At 52.8% G+C, this 13,583-nt stretch carries 16 protein-coding genes; 7 read left to right on the forward strand and 9 right to left on the reverse strand.

Translation table 11 applies throughout. From position 1 onward, the window contains the following. Together VFG09_03000 and VFG09_03005 are read left to right on the forward strand one after the other, a co-directional pair. On the forward strand, window positions 1-252 hold a 252-nt coding region (locus VFG09_03000), incomplete at its 5' end, for a hypothetical protein (GenBank protein ID HET6514101.1). A gap of 160 nt (window positions 253-412) precedes the next feature. Further along, window positions 413-1,150, forward strand: coding sequence for a response regulator (locus VFG09_03005; protein HET6514102.1), 738 nt, complete (start codon window positions 413-415; stop codon window positions 1,148-1,150). A 3-nt stretch (window positions 1,151-1,153) separates the two neighbouring features. On the opposite strand, the gene VFG09_03010 is transcribed toward VFG09_03005, so the two are convergent. The 4 genes from VFG09_03010 to VFG09_03025 are packed head-to-tail and all read right to left on the reverse strand — an operon-like array spanning window position 1,154 to window position 5,466. Further along, on the reverse strand, window positions 1,154-1,849 hold the full coding sequence (locus VFG09_03010; GenBank protein ID HET6514103.1) for a PIG-L deacetylase family protein: 696 nt from the start codon (window positions 1,847-1,849) through the stop codon (window positions 1,154-1,156). Beyond that, window positions 1,843-3,165: a glycosyltransferase gene (locus VFG09_03015; GenBank protein ID HET6514104.1), complete on the reverse strand. Its 1,323-nt coding sequence runs from the start codon at window positions 3,163-3,165 to the stop codon at window positions 1,843-1,845. Before VFG09_03015 ends, VFG09_03010 begins: the two co-directional genes overlap by 7 nt. Then, window positions 3,162-4,184, reverse strand: coding sequence for a GNAT family N-acetyltransferase (locus VFG09_03020; GenBank protein ID HET6514105.1), 1,023 nt, complete (start codon window positions 4,182-4,184; stop codon window positions 3,162-3,164). Before VFG09_03020 ends, VFG09_03015 begins: the two co-directional genes overlap by 4 nt. Window positions 4,185-4,236: 52 nt before the next feature. Then, on the reverse strand, window positions 4,237-5,466 hold the full coding sequence (locus VFG09_03025) for a Type 1 glutamine amidotransferase-like domain-containing protein (protein HET6514106.1): 1,230 nt from the start codon (window positions 5,464-5,466) through the stop codon (window positions 4,237-4,239). 192 nt (window positions 5,467-5,658) lie between these two features. On the opposite strand from VFG09_03025, the gene VFG09_03030 reads away from it, so the two are divergent. Beyond that, window positions 5,659-6,087, forward strand: coding sequence for an OsmC family protein (locus VFG09_03030; protein ID HET6514107.1), 429 nt, complete (start codon window positions 5,659-5,661; stop codon window positions 6,085-6,087). A gap of 51 nt (window positions 6,088-6,138) precedes the next feature. Here VFG09_03030 and VFG09_03035 read toward each other — a convergent pair whose 3' ends face one another. After that, window positions 6,139-7,305, reverse strand: a complete 1,167-nt coding sequence (locus tag VFG09_03035; protein HET6514108.1) for a diguanylate cyclase — start codon at window positions 7,303-7,305, stop codon at window positions 6,139-6,141. 328 nt (window positions 7,306-7,633) lie between these two features. On the opposite strand from VFG09_03035, the gene VFG09_03040 reads away from it, so the two are divergent. Together VFG09_03040 and VFG09_03045 are read left to right on the forward strand one after the other, a co-directional pair. Further along, the gene (locus tag VFG09_03040; GenBank protein HET6514109.1) at window positions 7,634-8,533 is read left to right on the forward strand and encodes a universal stress protein; all 900 of its coding nucleotides are present in this window, start codon (window positions 7,634-7,636) and stop codon (window positions 8,531-8,533) included. A gap of 49 nt (window positions 8,534-8,582) precedes the next feature. Next, window positions 8,583-9,629 carry a hypothetical protein gene (locus VFG09_03045; GenBank protein HET6514110.1) on the forward strand — a complete coding sequence of 349 codons (1,047 nt, stop codon included), beginning with the start codon at window positions 8,583-8,585 and terminating at the stop codon, window positions 9,627-9,629. A gap of 84 nt (window positions 9,630-9,713) precedes the next feature. On the opposite strand, the gene VFG09_03050 is transcribed toward VFG09_03045, so the two are convergent. The 3 genes from VFG09_03050 to VFG09_03060 all read right to left on the reverse strand — a co-directional run bounded on the left by VFG09_03050 (window position 9,714) and on the right by VFG09_03060 (window position 12,458). Continuing rightward, a complete protein-coding gene (locus VFG09_03050) occupies window positions 9,714-10,328 on the reverse strand; it encodes a hypothetical protein (protein HET6514111.1) in 615 nt (204 codons plus the stop codon). A 172-nt stretch (window positions 10,329-10,500) separates the two neighbouring features. Further along, entirely contained in the window at window positions 10,501-11,730 is a 1,230-nt protein-coding gene (locus VFG09_03055) for a SufD family Fe-S cluster assembly protein (protein HET6514112.1), read from the reverse strand. Further along, window positions 11,712-12,458: an ABC transporter ATP-binding protein gene (locus VFG09_03060; protein ID HET6514113.1), complete on the reverse strand. Its 747-nt coding sequence runs from the start codon at window positions 12,456-12,458 to the stop codon at window positions 11,712-11,714. Before VFG09_03060 ends, VFG09_03055 begins: the two co-directional genes overlap by 19 nt. Window positions 12,459-12,648: 190 nt before the next feature. Here VFG09_03060 and VFG09_03065 point away from each other — a divergent pair, with 190 nt between their 5' ends. Then, window positions 12,649-13,089 (forward strand): host attachment protein, encoded by a 441-nt coding sequence (locus tag VFG09_03065; protein ID HET6514114.1) that lies wholly within the window; start codon window positions 12,649-12,651, stop codon window positions 13,087-13,089. Here the strand turns inward: VFG09_03065 and VFG09_03070 are convergent. Beyond that, a complete protein-coding gene (locus VFG09_03070; protein HET6514115.1) occupies window positions 13,082-13,294 on the reverse strand; it encodes a hypothetical protein in 213 nt (70 codons plus the stop codon). The genes VFG09_03065 and VFG09_03070 overlap by 8 nt on opposite strands. Window positions 13,295-13,326: 32 nt before the next feature. Here VFG09_03070 and VFG09_03075 point away from each other — a divergent pair. Further along, on the forward strand, window positions 13,327-13,583 hold a 257-nt coding region (locus VFG09_03075; protein HET6514116.1), incomplete at its 3' end, for a DNA gyrase subunit A.

Raw genomic sequence — 13,583 nt, forward strand, 5'->3', positions numbered from 1 at the left:
CTCCTGATGGTAGGTATGCATCTTCTCCACCTCCTTCTGCTGTTTTTCTCTCTTCTTGATATCACTCTACCTGAAAACCAAGGTGAATGTAATTGGCGGCTATTCCTATTCTGCCGGGAAATTACTCTTAGAACGGTCCGACAGCTTTCTGATCCGGTTTTTGCCTGGAGGTGGCAGGCAGTACTTTACGAAGAGGAAAAGGCGGAAAGACGTCTGCTAACCGAGACATGGAGGATGTCAAGCTACCCGTGAAATTATCCGACTTTGCCATTGAGCCCGTCTTGCATTGATTTGTGGGGCTGAAGAACTTAAAATAGAGAGGTATTGAGAGAGGATTGACTTTATGAACTAGGGGGCTTTCGAAGGGACTCCGTGATCATGAGTTTTCGCGAGTCCCCTTAAGGAGCAGAGAATGAAGGATCCTAAGGCAATGAAGATCATTGTGGCCGATGATAATCGGCATTCTCTCATGTATCACGGGCTTCTCCTCAAGAAACTTGGACATACCATCGTGCCTGCCAGGAGCGGGCTGGAGGTGTTGAAGCTCTTAAAGGTTGTTGAGCCTGATATTGTCATGCTCGATATCGGGATGGAGACGATCGATGGCCTGACGGTCTTAAAGCATATCATGGAAGATTCGCAGACATCAAGCATACCGGTGATTATGGCATCAGGGGAATCGAGCAATGAGACCATCAGCCAGTGCATGAAATTGGGCTGTGTTGACTACCTCATAAAGCCCGTAACAGTAGAAAGGCTCCACGCTGCTTTAGAGAAGTGCGTCATTTCGGTGACCCCGGCAAAGAGAAGACATGCAAGAGTTCCATTCAACAAGAAGGTTGTCGTTACGTACCAGGGGAGATCATATCATCTTCCCGTCGAAACGCTCTCTGAAGGAGGCGTTTTTATCAGAAGGAAAGACCCTTTTCCCAAGGGCTCCATCATAGAGATCATGTTGCCTCTCGATGACGAAACGGCGGTCCGGCTGCAGGGGGAAGTTGTTCATGTCGAAAACCTTTTTGAGAACCCTTTCCCTCCCGGAATGGGGATAACCTTTAAGGGCATGACCGATGAAGACATCAAGAGGCTACGGAGTTTCATAGAACTAATAGCTACCGGAGACATCCTCGACGAGCTCAAAGAGAGCTGATGCTCATCGTGTTATCTCGATCCGGTGGAAGGCCTCGGCGAGTTCGCAATCGGCACCTTCTGCCATGGAACACGCCCATTCACGCATCCATGCCTCCAGGTCAGGTACGGTGAGCTCCTTCATCTGACTTTCATGACAGCGGAGGGCGGCGATTTTCTTATCAAAGGTTTCTGTGATATCAGTCCGGTAGTTAATGTCCTCCGACCCGACGAAGAGCATTTCCCTGACCTTATGAGGTTCGAGACCTTCTTCGAGGAGGTCGGGATAGGCGAGATGGTCACGGGCGAAGGGAAAGACGGCGTCAAGGGTAACCTGCCCGACAATCCTGTGATCACGATGCCAAAGGTAACGGCGGTAAGGGTCTGAGGTGACAACGGTCTTTGGCCGATACATTCGGATCTGCCGGGCGATCATCTTCCTGAATTCAGCAGTGTCTTCGAGCCCCTGATCGGGAAACCTCAGGAAGACCACTTCCCGGACGCCGAGGACCCTGGCAGCGGCTTCCTGTTCCTTCTCTCGTATCTGGGCCAGGCGACCAGGATCCATGGACCTGTCTGAGGTTCCCTTCTCACCGCTCGTGCAGACAACGTATACGACCTCTTTGCCTTCCCGAATCCACTTCGCGACAGTACCGGAGACGCCAAATTCCGCATCGTCCGGATGGGCTACGACCACAAGTGCGTCGGCGGGAGCTACCATGAGCAAACTCCCTGCGCCCGGGTCCGTTCATTACGGGGGCTCCGGAATTGCAGAGCAGTTCTGTATTCTTGCATGACGGAAGATGCGATCTTCTGCCAGTCGTAATTGAGGACAGAAGCACGGATTCTGTCACGGCATGTGGCGACCTTCGGCGGATTTAGCATGAATCTCTCGATCGCCGAAGCGAGGGAACGGGGACTTGGATTGTCAAGGAGAAGTCCTGTTTCCCCTTCCCGTATCAGGGTCTCCATCGCACCAACGGGGGTCGCAATGACCGGCGTGCCGCAGGCGAGGGATTCCAAGGCCACGAGACCGAAACTCTCGTAGTAAGACGGCACGACGAGGACATCTGCAGCGCTATAGTAGAGGGGGAGGAGATCGTGCTCTACCCTGCCCTGAAACTTCACAATGTCCTCGATGGACGCTCTTTTTGCGAGCCGTCTCAACTCCGCAGCACCCTGCGTCTGAAAACCGTCTCCGCCAATGATCAGGAGCGTGAGTTCCCGGTAAGAACGAAGGTGCGCAGCAGCAGCAATGAGTCGGTCCAGTCCCTTGACAGGGGCGAACCTTCCGACGTATAGGACGACGAACCTGTCGTCCCGGATTCCCATTTCCCTGCGGGCCAGAGCCCCTGCTACCGGTCGAAAGCGTTCGAGGTTTACTCCGCAGGGTACCATTCCAATCTTCCGGGCCGCCACGCCATAATATTTCCTGAGCAAATCTCTCTCCTTCTCCGTTGCTGCAAGGATCCGGTCGCTCACTTGGGCCAGCCTTCTTTCGGCGATCAAACGTTGGAAGGGTTCCCTCTCCCGGCTGCAGGCAACTCGCTTCGCAACGCCCGTGGTGTGAAACATCGCCACATGAGGGGTATCCCACCGGTCTTGCGCCAGGCTCCCCACCTGGCCGGAGAGCCAATAGTGGCTGTGGATAAGATCATACCGGAGACCGTTGCTCTCAATATAGGTGGCGAGTGACTGAAAGACTTCCGGCAGACGTCCCGGGAGTATGTTCTTTGTGAGACGACCTTGGTATCCGATATCAAGATGGATGAGACGCACATTTTCGGACAGCAAGAGCTCGGAGGCGTCTCTGCCTCCGTCGGCACAGGTGTAAATATCGACGCTCTGTCCCGATCTCCCGAGTTCCCGGGAGAGTTCGCGGACATAGACGCTCATGCCGCCAGTCTCCTCTGTCCCGAGTTCGCCCAGCGGACTGGAATGGATGCTGAGGGTGGCGATCCTCAGCGGCGGGACCTGAAAGAAACCCTTCTCTTGTTTCAAATCCGGCTCGGACAGGACAGGGGGAAGGTGCGTCATCGTAAGGTCACCTCGCACTGAAGCAGCTTCAGCGGACGGCCCCCGAGTCGGCCTTTGTATGTCTCAGTGCCCCGAAGGAAGTTATACCTCTTCCTGTTCCGCTTTATGCTCTCCCGAATGCTGAAGACCGTGGTCAGAATGCCTCCGCTGAGATAGTCGAAATGGCGGTCATAGCCATTGTTGTAAAGATAGACCGTGGAACGATAGTCGAAACACATGGCTGCGGCAATGGGCGTATCATTCACATCGAGAACATAGAGCGTTAAGAGCCCGGACTTGGCCATTGCCAGCGCAAGGGATCTGAAGAAAGACTTGACATCGCCGGTCATGAAGAGCGCTTTCTCTTCCCGGTTAGACCGAAAGAGAGCCAGGAAGGTCTCAATTGCGTAGGAAACATCCCTCTCATCTTCGATGGTCCGCAGTCCGACATAACCTGCGCTCTCGAGACGTCGTATCTTCCGGCGCGTCTCGTGCCGCTCTTTCCCTGACAGGGAGACGAGATATCCTTCCCATTGGTCCGGTAAGTCCATTTCATAGAGCACATCCACCGGAGCGCACGAGATGTCGGAGCCGATGGATCCTGAGTACGTCTTGAGACATGAGACGGTCGTCGAATCTGCACGAACCCGACCCGTATCGAAACGGCTGATGCCCTCGCGCCTGAAGTGGTCGAAAAGGGTCGAGAGAAACTCCCTCTCTCCAGAGGGCGCAACGATGACATCACTGTAATCGATCAGGTCGCTGTCGCTGATAAGGCGCGCCGTATCTCCCCTGACCGTAAGAGGCGCCAGACCGAGGACAGCGTTCTCCTTTCTCACAACGTAGAGCTGCGTCTCAGGGCCTTTTCCGAAATACGACCACCAGGTACCAAGCCACGGGGGGAGCATGAAGAGACAATCCCACTTCAAGGGGTTCCCGGAATCCTGCCAGTAAAGCTCCAGATGGTCTATCGGCTCAACAGTTACCGTCCCTGCCGGCGAATGAGCAAACTCTCTTTTTGTTGTCGCTCGATTCTTCATAAGCATCAACTCATCTTCCGTAACGTACCGTCGTTCGTCAGATTTCAGGCCCTCATGAGCCCAGCCGCCAGCGGTACCCTCCCTGGGTATCCTCAACCTCGATCTTTACCCGCCTGAGGCAATCACGAATAGCATCGGCCTCGTGCCACTTGTTATTTTCTCTGAAAGATGCTCGTAATGCAAGCAGTTCCTTTACAAGCGGAGCAAGACAGTCCTGAGGGCTTTTCGGCGCAGAGGCGAGCCGCATTCCGAGAAGGACGATGAATTCCCTGAGGAGCTCTCGCGCCTGGGAAACAAACTCAGGGTGCTCCTTTCTTTCCTGTGCGAGCCAGATGAGTCTGTCAAGATCCAGGAGGGCCTTCACCGCATCCCCGGCATCGTCCTCCAGACTTTTGTGGAAAGAGTCTTCGATGCCATGGACAGAGTCCCACAAGCCTCGCTCCTGAGGCCCTGGTGCCGGTTCTGAGGTTGAGATCTCCATTGCCTCAGTTGTTCGCTGAGCGCCGGCCGCTCTTTCTGAAAGCACCCTGAGAGGGAACTCTTTCCCCCGGGGAAAGGTCCTCTCGAAAGCACCATATCGCAACGTCACCGCTCCGACACCCTTTATGGAAATCTCTTCCCTTTCGAGGTCCATGATGCAGGCTGTATGCTCGTCAAGACCGAGGACACTCACATCCTCGGGCAGCATAGACTCGAGCGTCCTGAAACGGCTCTCTCCCATGAAGCAGAAGCGAGTGTCGTGGGTTCCCCCTTCGGCATTGTTCCAGTGAGGAATGACGACGGTATTCAATCCGAAATGACTAAGGATATTGAGGCCTTCGACCCAATGAGGTTCCTGACCGACCTTATAGATCTCGTATACGGGCAGGGTGAAATGGCCGATCGTGAGTGCTGCAGCGCTTGCAGCAACAAGACATGCACCGCCTTCGATCCGCTGCCTGAGTATCTCAGGAATGGGGGTCCCCTGCCACTGCCTCAGGGCATAAGTCGGGCTGCCGGGGCCGACGAGAAGGTAATCTGCACCCTTCAGGGTACGAAAGATCTGTTCTGCCTCTCTTGTGGGAATATCCTTGGACTTGAAGGAAAGGACTTCCATTGGATAGCCGACACTGACGTGGAAATACTCCACTGCCCTCCTGGACAGCTGATCGGCGTTCAGCTGAAACCCCGCAGGCGTATCGAGGAAAAAGGCCTTGGGAGATCTGCCAAGACGCGAAAGAACCTCTCTATGGACTTCAACCATCGTGGCAGTGAGTTCACCGGAACCCATGAGAACGATCATACCCTTTCCTGATGACAAGAAAGATCCTCTCGAAAGCCTGTCCTCAAAGTTTGTGAAGTGTCTGGGTTATGTGTTCTCTCACCCCCGACGCATACTCTTATTTCAGCGCCTTTTCCTGCGGTTGTCAAGTCGGAAAAGCATAAGGGCAGGTCATGGTATCCTATAACTATGAAGAGAGAGGCAGGTGGTTCTATGGGAAAGATCGAATTGCGATGGGCTGGTGATGACAGCAGAATGTTTATCGGACACGACAGTTACGGTCAGACCGTTGTAGCTGGAAAGTGGACGAAGGGGGACGGGGAGGAATGGAAAGGGCTTAAGCCCTCTGACTTGCTCGTCATAAGCCTCTGCTCCTGTTCGGCATATGACGTAGTCGAAATCCTCAAAAAACAGCGAAAGAACCTGATCGGTCTTTCCATTACTGCCGACGCGAAACAGACATCAGAACCTCCGTACCCGTTCACCGATATCCACCTGCATTACGTGATTACCGGAAAGGAGATCTCTCCTGAGCAGGCGAAAAAGGTGATCGAGCTCTCACAGAACAAGTATTGCTCTGTGGCTGCCACCATTCGTGGCGTAGCGAAGATTACCTATAGTTATGAAGTAAGGGAGGGGTAAGAATCGGTCCTCTGCGTCCGGAGGGGAATGAGTCCCTATCCAACGCCGGCCTTATGTTTTTTTCTTCAGCCGTTTGTCCTCATACATCATCTTGTCCCCCCGAGCAAGCAGCTGATCGAGCGAAGACGGGCGTACTGGATCATAGTGGGCTGTGCCGACACTGAGCGACAGGTCATAGCCGCAGCCTCTTCCTGGATTGAGTCTCTCGAGGTTCTCGCGGAGACGAGCGGTAACATTGTTTATATCATGCTCCGTGCCTCCTACCAGCATAACCACAAACTCATCGCCGCTGATGCGGGCAATCACATCAGCCTCGCGAAAACAGTCTTTGAGGATATTGGCAGTCTCGATGATCACGAGATCTCCTTCCCTGTGCCCCATGGTGTCGTTGATCTTTTTGAGATTATCGATATCGATATAGAGTATGTAGAGTCCCCGCTTCAGCCGGTTGGACAACTTCAGCTGCTGTTCGGCCAGGGGAAAGAATCCCCGACGGTTCGTGAGTCCCGTGAGTTCATCGGTAAGGGACAAGGCACGAAGCCCTTCCTCCAGCCGCTTCCGTTCGCTGATATCCCTGTCAAAGGCAAGAATATATTTGTGGTTCCCGAATTCGAGCAAACCGGCGCTGATCTCGACGGGGAAGATCGTGCCGTCCTTCCTGCGATGGGTGATCTCAGCCTTGATCCATTCCCCTTCCAACATCCGGCTAATCCGAGCCGGCGCCTCTCTTGCGGCATCAGGCGTATCAAGATCTCTTATGTTCATGGCCAATAACTCGTCCATGGTGTATCCATGCATTTCCGCTGCCGCCTGATTTGCAGTCACAATCTGTCCTGCCTTTTCTCCTTCGGTATCTAAAATGAAGATTGCGTCCCCGGCGCGTTCAAAGATCATCCGGTAGCGATTCTCGGTATCCAGCAACATCTCCTCCAGGCCCGTTGCTGTCCTGAAATCCAGCCCTTCCTCCCTCTTCACGAGGGCGTAAAAATCGCAGATAAGACAGTCCTTATACTCCTCGGCAAAGGTACCCTGAACCCGTCCCGGGCACATGGTGCCCGCCACAAGCCAGCATGCCCTACCGGCATTCTTCCCGCCGTGAACACCATCGAGCTTCCTGTAAATGGCGGCGAGGCATATGCCGATCTCTCTGACGTTCTTCCCGCCGAGCTCCCTCCCGCATTCTTTAACGTCCCAGCAGTTTTTCTTTCTTTTCTTCATGATATTTCTCTTATTATAAAGGATTAGAGAGAGTTTGGTTAAGTGACATGGATTACAATTTAGGTTTCGTTCTGATTATAGCGATGTTAAGGAGGAATAGGGAAGGCGGCAGAAACACCCTGGATTTCTGCCCGTTCTGCAGAAGGGAAGCCGGTCTCACGTCCTCCTTCAGGAGGGAATTCCTCTCTTTTGATAAATCCCACGGTATTGCCCGAAGGGGTCACATTGAAAAGCCCACGGTAGGAGGCGGGCCTTGAGCAGCCCCGCTTTGTCTTTTCGCAAAATCTGTGGTATGGTGGTCTTACAGGCAAGATGAAAGGTGGCGTGGATGAAGATACTATTGGCAACGGACGGCTCGAAGTATTCCGAGGCTGCAGCCGATTTCCTAACCTTTCTTAAGCTACGCCCTGAGGACGAAATTACGGTTTTTCATGCCCTCTCCTGGATCCCCTTTCGTTACGACAGGGACTTCTATTTCGATGCGCTGAACGAGATAAAAAGGGAGATCGCTCCGAGGATTCTCGACAGAAGCCTGGAAATTCTCAGAACGGTCAAGGCCAGACTGAGTACGCTCATCCTGGAGGGTTCTCCTGAACAGTGTATTGTCGATGCAGTCAAAGAGTCGGAGACTGATATGATTGTAATGGGCGCAAGAGGCATCAGAGGAATCGAATCGCTTTTTGTCGGAAGCGTTACACGATCGGTCGCGGTCACTTCACCAAAACCCGTTCTTGTTATAAAACTCCCGAGAGACAGGAGAAGACCTGAGAAGATCAGAATACTCCTTGCCGCTGACGGCTCTGATCATTCTATGGCAACGGGAAATCTCCTCTCTTCAGTCCCCTTTGGCGATGACGCCGAAGTGATGGTGCTCAATGTTGTCCCGCCTGTCTTCGTCGATATCCCCCAAACCTTCGTTCCGGAAATCAATGAAAGATTCCTCGAGGTCGCGGAGAAGGAGCGATCGGCAAGAATGGTCGAATCGAAAAAACTCCTTGATGGGATGAGGGAACACTTGGGCAAGAACTTCACGCAGATACAGGTCCTGTCGGAAGTCGGCGACCCGGCAAAAGAGATCCTTAAGGTCTCCCAGAGAGAGAGAGCGGACATAATAGCAGTGGGGTGCAGAGGGTTAAGGGGGATAAAGGGGATGCTCGGAAGCGTATCGCGAAATATCCTTGCCCATTCTGAATGTTCAGTCCTCATCGGCAAGGCTTGTAAAGAGTGAAGGATAGCAATTGTCAGGAAGGCTTGGATCGGAGCCCTTGGAGGATAGTATGGGTGAAATAATCTTTGATCGCATCGAATCGGAGGTGAGATTCCTGAATCCCCTCAAGGAATTCTCCGAGGAAGTCCATAGGATCGAAATCCGCAGGGATCCACTCCTTGGGGATGTGAGCGTTTATAACCCCTATCTCAAGGACAAGGCCACGGCCTTCTTCGGCAAGAGCGATCCCGAGTTAATAAAACGGCTTGTTGAGGAGAGCGAAAGGAATTGTTTCTTCTGCGGGGAAAAGGTCGAAAAGGGCACCCCCCGTTTTCCATCCGATCTCATTCCTGAGGGACATTTAAAGATCGGAGAGGCCATCCTTTTCCCGAATCTCTTTTCCCTCGGCACCTACCATCCTGTGGTCTGCCTCTGCAAGTCCCATTTTTTGAAACTCTCGGAGTTCAATCCTGAACTGGTTGCAAACGGCCTCTGCGTTGCCCAGGATTTTCTGAAGATCATTTACGCCAGGGACCCTTCGGCAGTCTTTACCGCTGTCACGGCCAATTATCTTTTTCCTGCGGGTGCAAGCCTTGTCCATCCTCATATGCAGATGCTTACGACGCCTGTTCCCTATTCATACCTCGCGAGACTTGCCAGTGCCGGGAACCTCTACTACCGCGAAAAGGGCTCCAGCTATTTTACGGATCTGATCGGCGCAGAGAAGGGGGGGCCAAGGGACATTGCACGGAGCGGGCATTGGCAGTGGCTCGTCTCCTTCTCTCCCATGGGAAGCAACGAAGTCACAGCGATTCACGGGACCGAAGATGATTACGGCCTTCTTTCTGTAGCGGATTTGAACGATCTGGCATACGGTATTTCAAGGGTCCTCGCCTTCTACGAGGACCTCGGCCATCTCAGTTTCAATTACGCCCTCTATTCAGTAAGAAAGAACCGGGGAATTTCAGGTTGGCGCTGCCTCTTCAAGATCATCACGAGGCAGAACCTCTATGCGAATTACCGGAACGACGACTATTTTCTCCAGAAGCTGCTCCAGTCGGAACTCATCATAACGCCGCCTGAGGAGCTTGCGATAGGCCTGAGGAGCTACTTCTGACCAGTAACCCTGACTCTTGTCTGCGAAGCGGATGTCGGGCCCGAATTCATAAACTGTTTGAGGGAAGGGCTTTGTTTCTGCATTTCAGGCGAGGCTTACAAAGGGATATCGTTCGAGATCCTCGCGGCTCCAGAAGGAAAGACCTGCCCATTGGGCAACGGTTTCTACCGCGATGATTGCATCTGGATCCTCAAAAGTTATATGACCTGGAATTCCGGTCTTCTCTATCGATGCGAGGAGTATGTCGTCGAGAAAGTGTTCTTCCTTAAGACTGGAAAGCTTCCCCTTGAAGCCGCGCCTGCGCATTCTCACATGAAAACCCTTGCCTGCAAGACCAGGCGCCCACGGGAGAACAGCCTCCCTTGCCTTTGCCTCAAACTCTTCAGGGGTCTGAAAAGTAAAGGTGCTCGTGACCGGGATCACCCTTGAAAGGAACGACAATGCCTCGGGATCTTCAAGAGTCCATTCCCGCATGATCTCAAGCATCCCCTGCGGGTCGTCAACTTTCATGAGCAGGACGTTGAAAAATCCGGTCTTTCTCATCGGGCCGAGAGGGCCGAGCTTCTTGTACGCCTGCCTGAACCCCCGTTCATTGAGGTTTATTACGACGTTCCATTCCTGCATGGACTGCCCCTTTCCGACGGCGTTATTAATATTCTCAAAATTGAACAGCCATTTGATTAGAAAATCTCCCCTCACCCCTCTTTGCCGAAGAGGGGCAATAATCCCTCCCTTTGGAAAAGGGAGGTTAGGAGGGATTTTGTCGGAATCATGTAAATCCTGTTATGAGGACCTTGGTAAGTCTTCGTTTACCTTTCCCGTTGCATAAAACTATCTCGTTCGGGAAGGCAGCCATGGTAGAAGCCGTCCGTTAGAAGAGGCGCTCAGCCTCTTCAGACATCGCAATTGACCTCTTGATCTCTTCAGCGAGCTGCTCAGGAAGCCCCTTGATATCGATATCGAGAAATCCCCTGACGATGGCGGCAGTCGCTTCCTCAGCTGTCAAACCGCGTGCCATGAAGTATTGTATCTCCTCCTCGGCAATCTTCCCGACAGCGGCCTCATGGGACATATCAATATTCGGAAGTTTCCCTTCCAGCTCAGGGATTGCATAGATACTGCCTTTCCCCCTAAGGATAAGTCCTCTGCACTCAAGATGAGCCTTGATATCAGGTGCTTCTCCAACGAGATGACCCCGTGAGATGATGTTCCCCCCCACCGTTATCGTCCGGGCAATCACCTCAGCCCTGCAGCCCGGAGCTGAGAGCACCACCCTGCTTCCCACATCCATATCAGAACCCTCATAGGCAAGGAGGACGCTGTTGAACCTCGCAACCGCATTCTTGCCCGTACAATAGGCGACAGGATACATCTGGAGCGTCCGCACCGGCTTCATACAGATGTAGTTACTGAGAAAGACTCCGCCGTCCTCAATGATCGCTCCTGAGCGCGGACGCACAACAACATCCTCTGCCCAGTTGTGGATCATGCTGAAACTTATGTGGGCGTTTTCCTTAACGTAGAACTCAGATATGCCGACATGCATCCCGCTCTTTATATCCCTTCCGGTCGTACAACCGGTAATGATATGGAGCTCTGATCCCTCTTCTGCCATGATGATGTTGTGGACATTCTGGGAAAACATCTCGCGACCGAGATAGAGACATGCCTGAACGGGCATCAGCACCTTAGCCCCCCGAAGGGCCCTGATAAAATAACCGTGGTGGAGCCTGAGCTCGGCCAGAGCCGTGTACTTGTCTGTATCAACCTTCAGTGCCCGCCACCAGTAATCGCTGAGCCAGTCGTATCGCTCGAGGGCTTCTGTAATGCTCATGACTTCGAGTCCGGCCTCACGGGATGAGGAAAACAGGACCGTATTATTCATCTGGAAAAATGACCCTGCCCGAACCGCCTCATCGGCGTCAGTACCCACGGCCAGGGCCTTTTCCTTTACGTCAGGAGGAAGTTCCCCGAGTCCGCTCACCCTGCTGAGATCCTCTCCGTCGCTCGTGTAGAGAGAGAGGTCTATGTCAGGACCGAACGCTGCCTTCTTCCTTTCAGCCTCTTTTGCCTTCTCCCTTATCAGGCTGCGCTCAGGCATCGCACGCACTCCTCATATCCTTTCTCTCGGATCTCCCTCAGAATATCCCTTGGATTCCCGACGCATCGGATAGAGCCCTCAAGCATGACACAGGCCTTGTCAGGATTAACATAATCGAGGATATAGCCCGAATGGGTAATGACGAGGGCTGACTTCAGTCCTTTCTCCTTGACCCTTCCTTTTCCCAGGAGCTCATTTATGACGCCTCCCACGAGGTGGATGTTCTCAAGATCGACACCGGAGTCCGGCTCATCAAGCATGGTAAGGTCTGGATTCTGAACCAGGAGTTGGAGAAGTTCCGACCGCTTTACCTCACCTCCGGAAAACCCGAGGTTGATGTCGCGCTGAAGGAAGCCGGTAAGCCTCAGCCTTTCAGCCCACCGGTCGATTCTCTCCTCAGAGACCGGCCCCCTTTTACCCATCGTGACGCGAAGCACATCCCGGAGTTTAACTCCTCTCACAACAGGAGGCGACTGGAAGGCCATGCCGAGGCCTCTCCTGCTCCGTTCATCCATGGGGAGTGCGGTTATGTCCCTCCCCTTAAACATGACCCTGCCTGATTCAACCCGGTAGGACGGAAATCCCATGATCGTCTTCAGAAGTGTGGTCTTCCCCGACCCGTTTGGGCCGAAAAGTGCCGTTATCTGCCCATCGTCTACCGAGAGGTTCACCCCGCTAAGGACTCTCCTGCCGTCAACACTGACTACGAGATTTTCGACGTCGAGCATACTTCCCATGTCTAAAGTCTATCAAATTTCCATCCCTTTGTTGAGCCTGACTCTTGTGCAACACATCAGGGGAGCGGCGGGAAAGGACCAATCATGAGAAGATCTTCGAACCTTGCAATTGTCTACGTTTCGAGTACAATGAAGGTGGAAAGAGCAGAACATTATTCCACCTATGCGAAGGGAGGAGGATATGAGCACGATCGTCATTGCCGTTGATTTGGGACATTTCAAGGCATACAGAGTTACGAAGAATCCCTTCGGAAGCCCTGCAGTTGAACTGATCGAAAGTTATGATTCTCTTGAAGGACATGGTAAACTGGCAGAAAGGTTCTCTGATGATGCTGGAAGATTCGTGGGAGGGGGAGGAAAAGGTGAAGTTGCAAAGGGATACGGGGAACCTCACCATGTCGAATCTGAGATCGACAAACGACTGGTGAAGATGATCGCCATGGATATCAATGCCATCATACAAAAGGAGGATTGCGAAGACTGGTATTTGGCAGCCGGCGAAAAAATCAACAAGAAGATCATAGATAAATTAGAGCCGGCAGTAAAATCCAAGCTGAACAAGTGCATCTCTGTCGATCTCACAAGAATCCCAAAATCAGAAATCCTGAATTATTTTACATAGTACCTGTTTGCATTGACATTCTGGCTTGTCCGGTATCCCCTTCATCCCCCTTGATAAAGGGGTGAAGGATTCTCGACGCACTTCGCTTGTCCTCACTCTGGCAGATTCGCGAGGAGAACTCGACTGACAGGATGTGGGCGACTTCAACGTTGCCGTGGGCACTCAATACACCCAATTTCTCGTCGATGATGTGGTAGAATATCATGTTTTCATCCTGATCAAGAGAGAGGTTTTTTCATGGCAAAGGTACCGGTAAATATCGAAGAAGAGATGAAGGTGAGTTACCTCGATTACGCGATGAGCGTGATCATCGGCAGGGCGCTGCCTGAGGTGAGGGATGGCCTAAAACCGGTTCAGCGAAGGATCCTTTACGCCATGTTCAGGGAGGGCCTTCTCCCCGGCAGGAAATATTCAAAAAGCGCCGGTGTTGTCGGAGAAGTCCTGAAGAAATATCATCCCCACGGCGACACGGCCGTTTATGACGCCATGGTCAG

The organism is Thermodesulfovibrionales bacterium (genome assembly GCA_035686305.1).
In the GTDB taxonomy this organism is placed as follows: domain Bacteria; phylum Nitrospirota; class Thermodesulfovibrionia; order Thermodesulfovibrionales; family UBA9159; genus DASRZP01.

Coding starts and splice junctions, on each gene's coding strand:
- VFG09_03005 (HET6514102.1), top strand. CDS start 413: ATGAAGGATCCTAAGGCAATGAAGATCATTGTGGCCGATGATAATCGG.
- VFG09_03010 (HET6514103.1), bottom strand. CDS start 1,849: ATGGTAGCTCCCGCCGACGCACTTGTGGTCGTAGCCCATCCGGACGAT.
- VFG09_03015 (HET6514104.1), bottom strand. CDS start 3,165: ATGACGCACCTTCCCCCTGTCCTGTCCGAGCCGGATTTGAAACAAGAG.
- VFG09_03020 (HET6514105.1), bottom strand. CDS start 4,184: ATGAAGAATCGAGCGACAACAAAAAGAGAGTTTGCTCATTCGCCGGCA.
- VFG09_03025 (HET6514106.1), bottom strand. CDS start 5,466: ATGATCGTTCTCATGGGTTCCGGTGAACTCACTGCCACGATGGTTGAA.
- VFG09_03030 (HET6514107.1), top strand. CDS start 5,659: ATGGGAAAGATCGAATTGCGATGGGCTGGTGATGACAGCAGAATGTTT.
- VFG09_03035 (HET6514108.1), bottom strand. CDS start 7,305: ATGAAGAAAAGAAAGAAAAACTGCTGGGACGTTAAAGAATGCGGGAGG.
- VFG09_03040 (HET6514109.1), top strand. CDS start 7,634: ATGAAGATACTATTGGCAACGGACGGCTCGAAGTATTCCGAGGCTGCA.
- VFG09_03045 (HET6514110.1), top strand. CDS start 8,583: ATGGGTGAAATAATCTTTGATCGCATCGAATCGGAGGTGAGATTCCTG.
- VFG09_03055 (HET6514112.1), bottom strand. CDS start 11,730: ATGCCTGAGCGCAGCCTGATAAGGGAGAAGGCAAAAGAGGCTGAAAGG.
- VFG09_03060 (HET6514113.1), bottom strand. CDS start 12,458: ATGCTCGACGTCGAAAATCTCGTAGTCAGTGTTGACGGCAGGAGAGTC.
- VFG09_03065 (HET6514114.1), top strand. CDS start 12,649: ATGAGCACGATCGTCATTGCCGTTGATTTGGGACATTTCAAGGCATAC.
- VFG09_03070 (HET6514115.1), bottom strand. CDS start 13,294: ATGATATTCTACCACATCATCGACGAGAAATTGGGTGTATTGAGTGCC.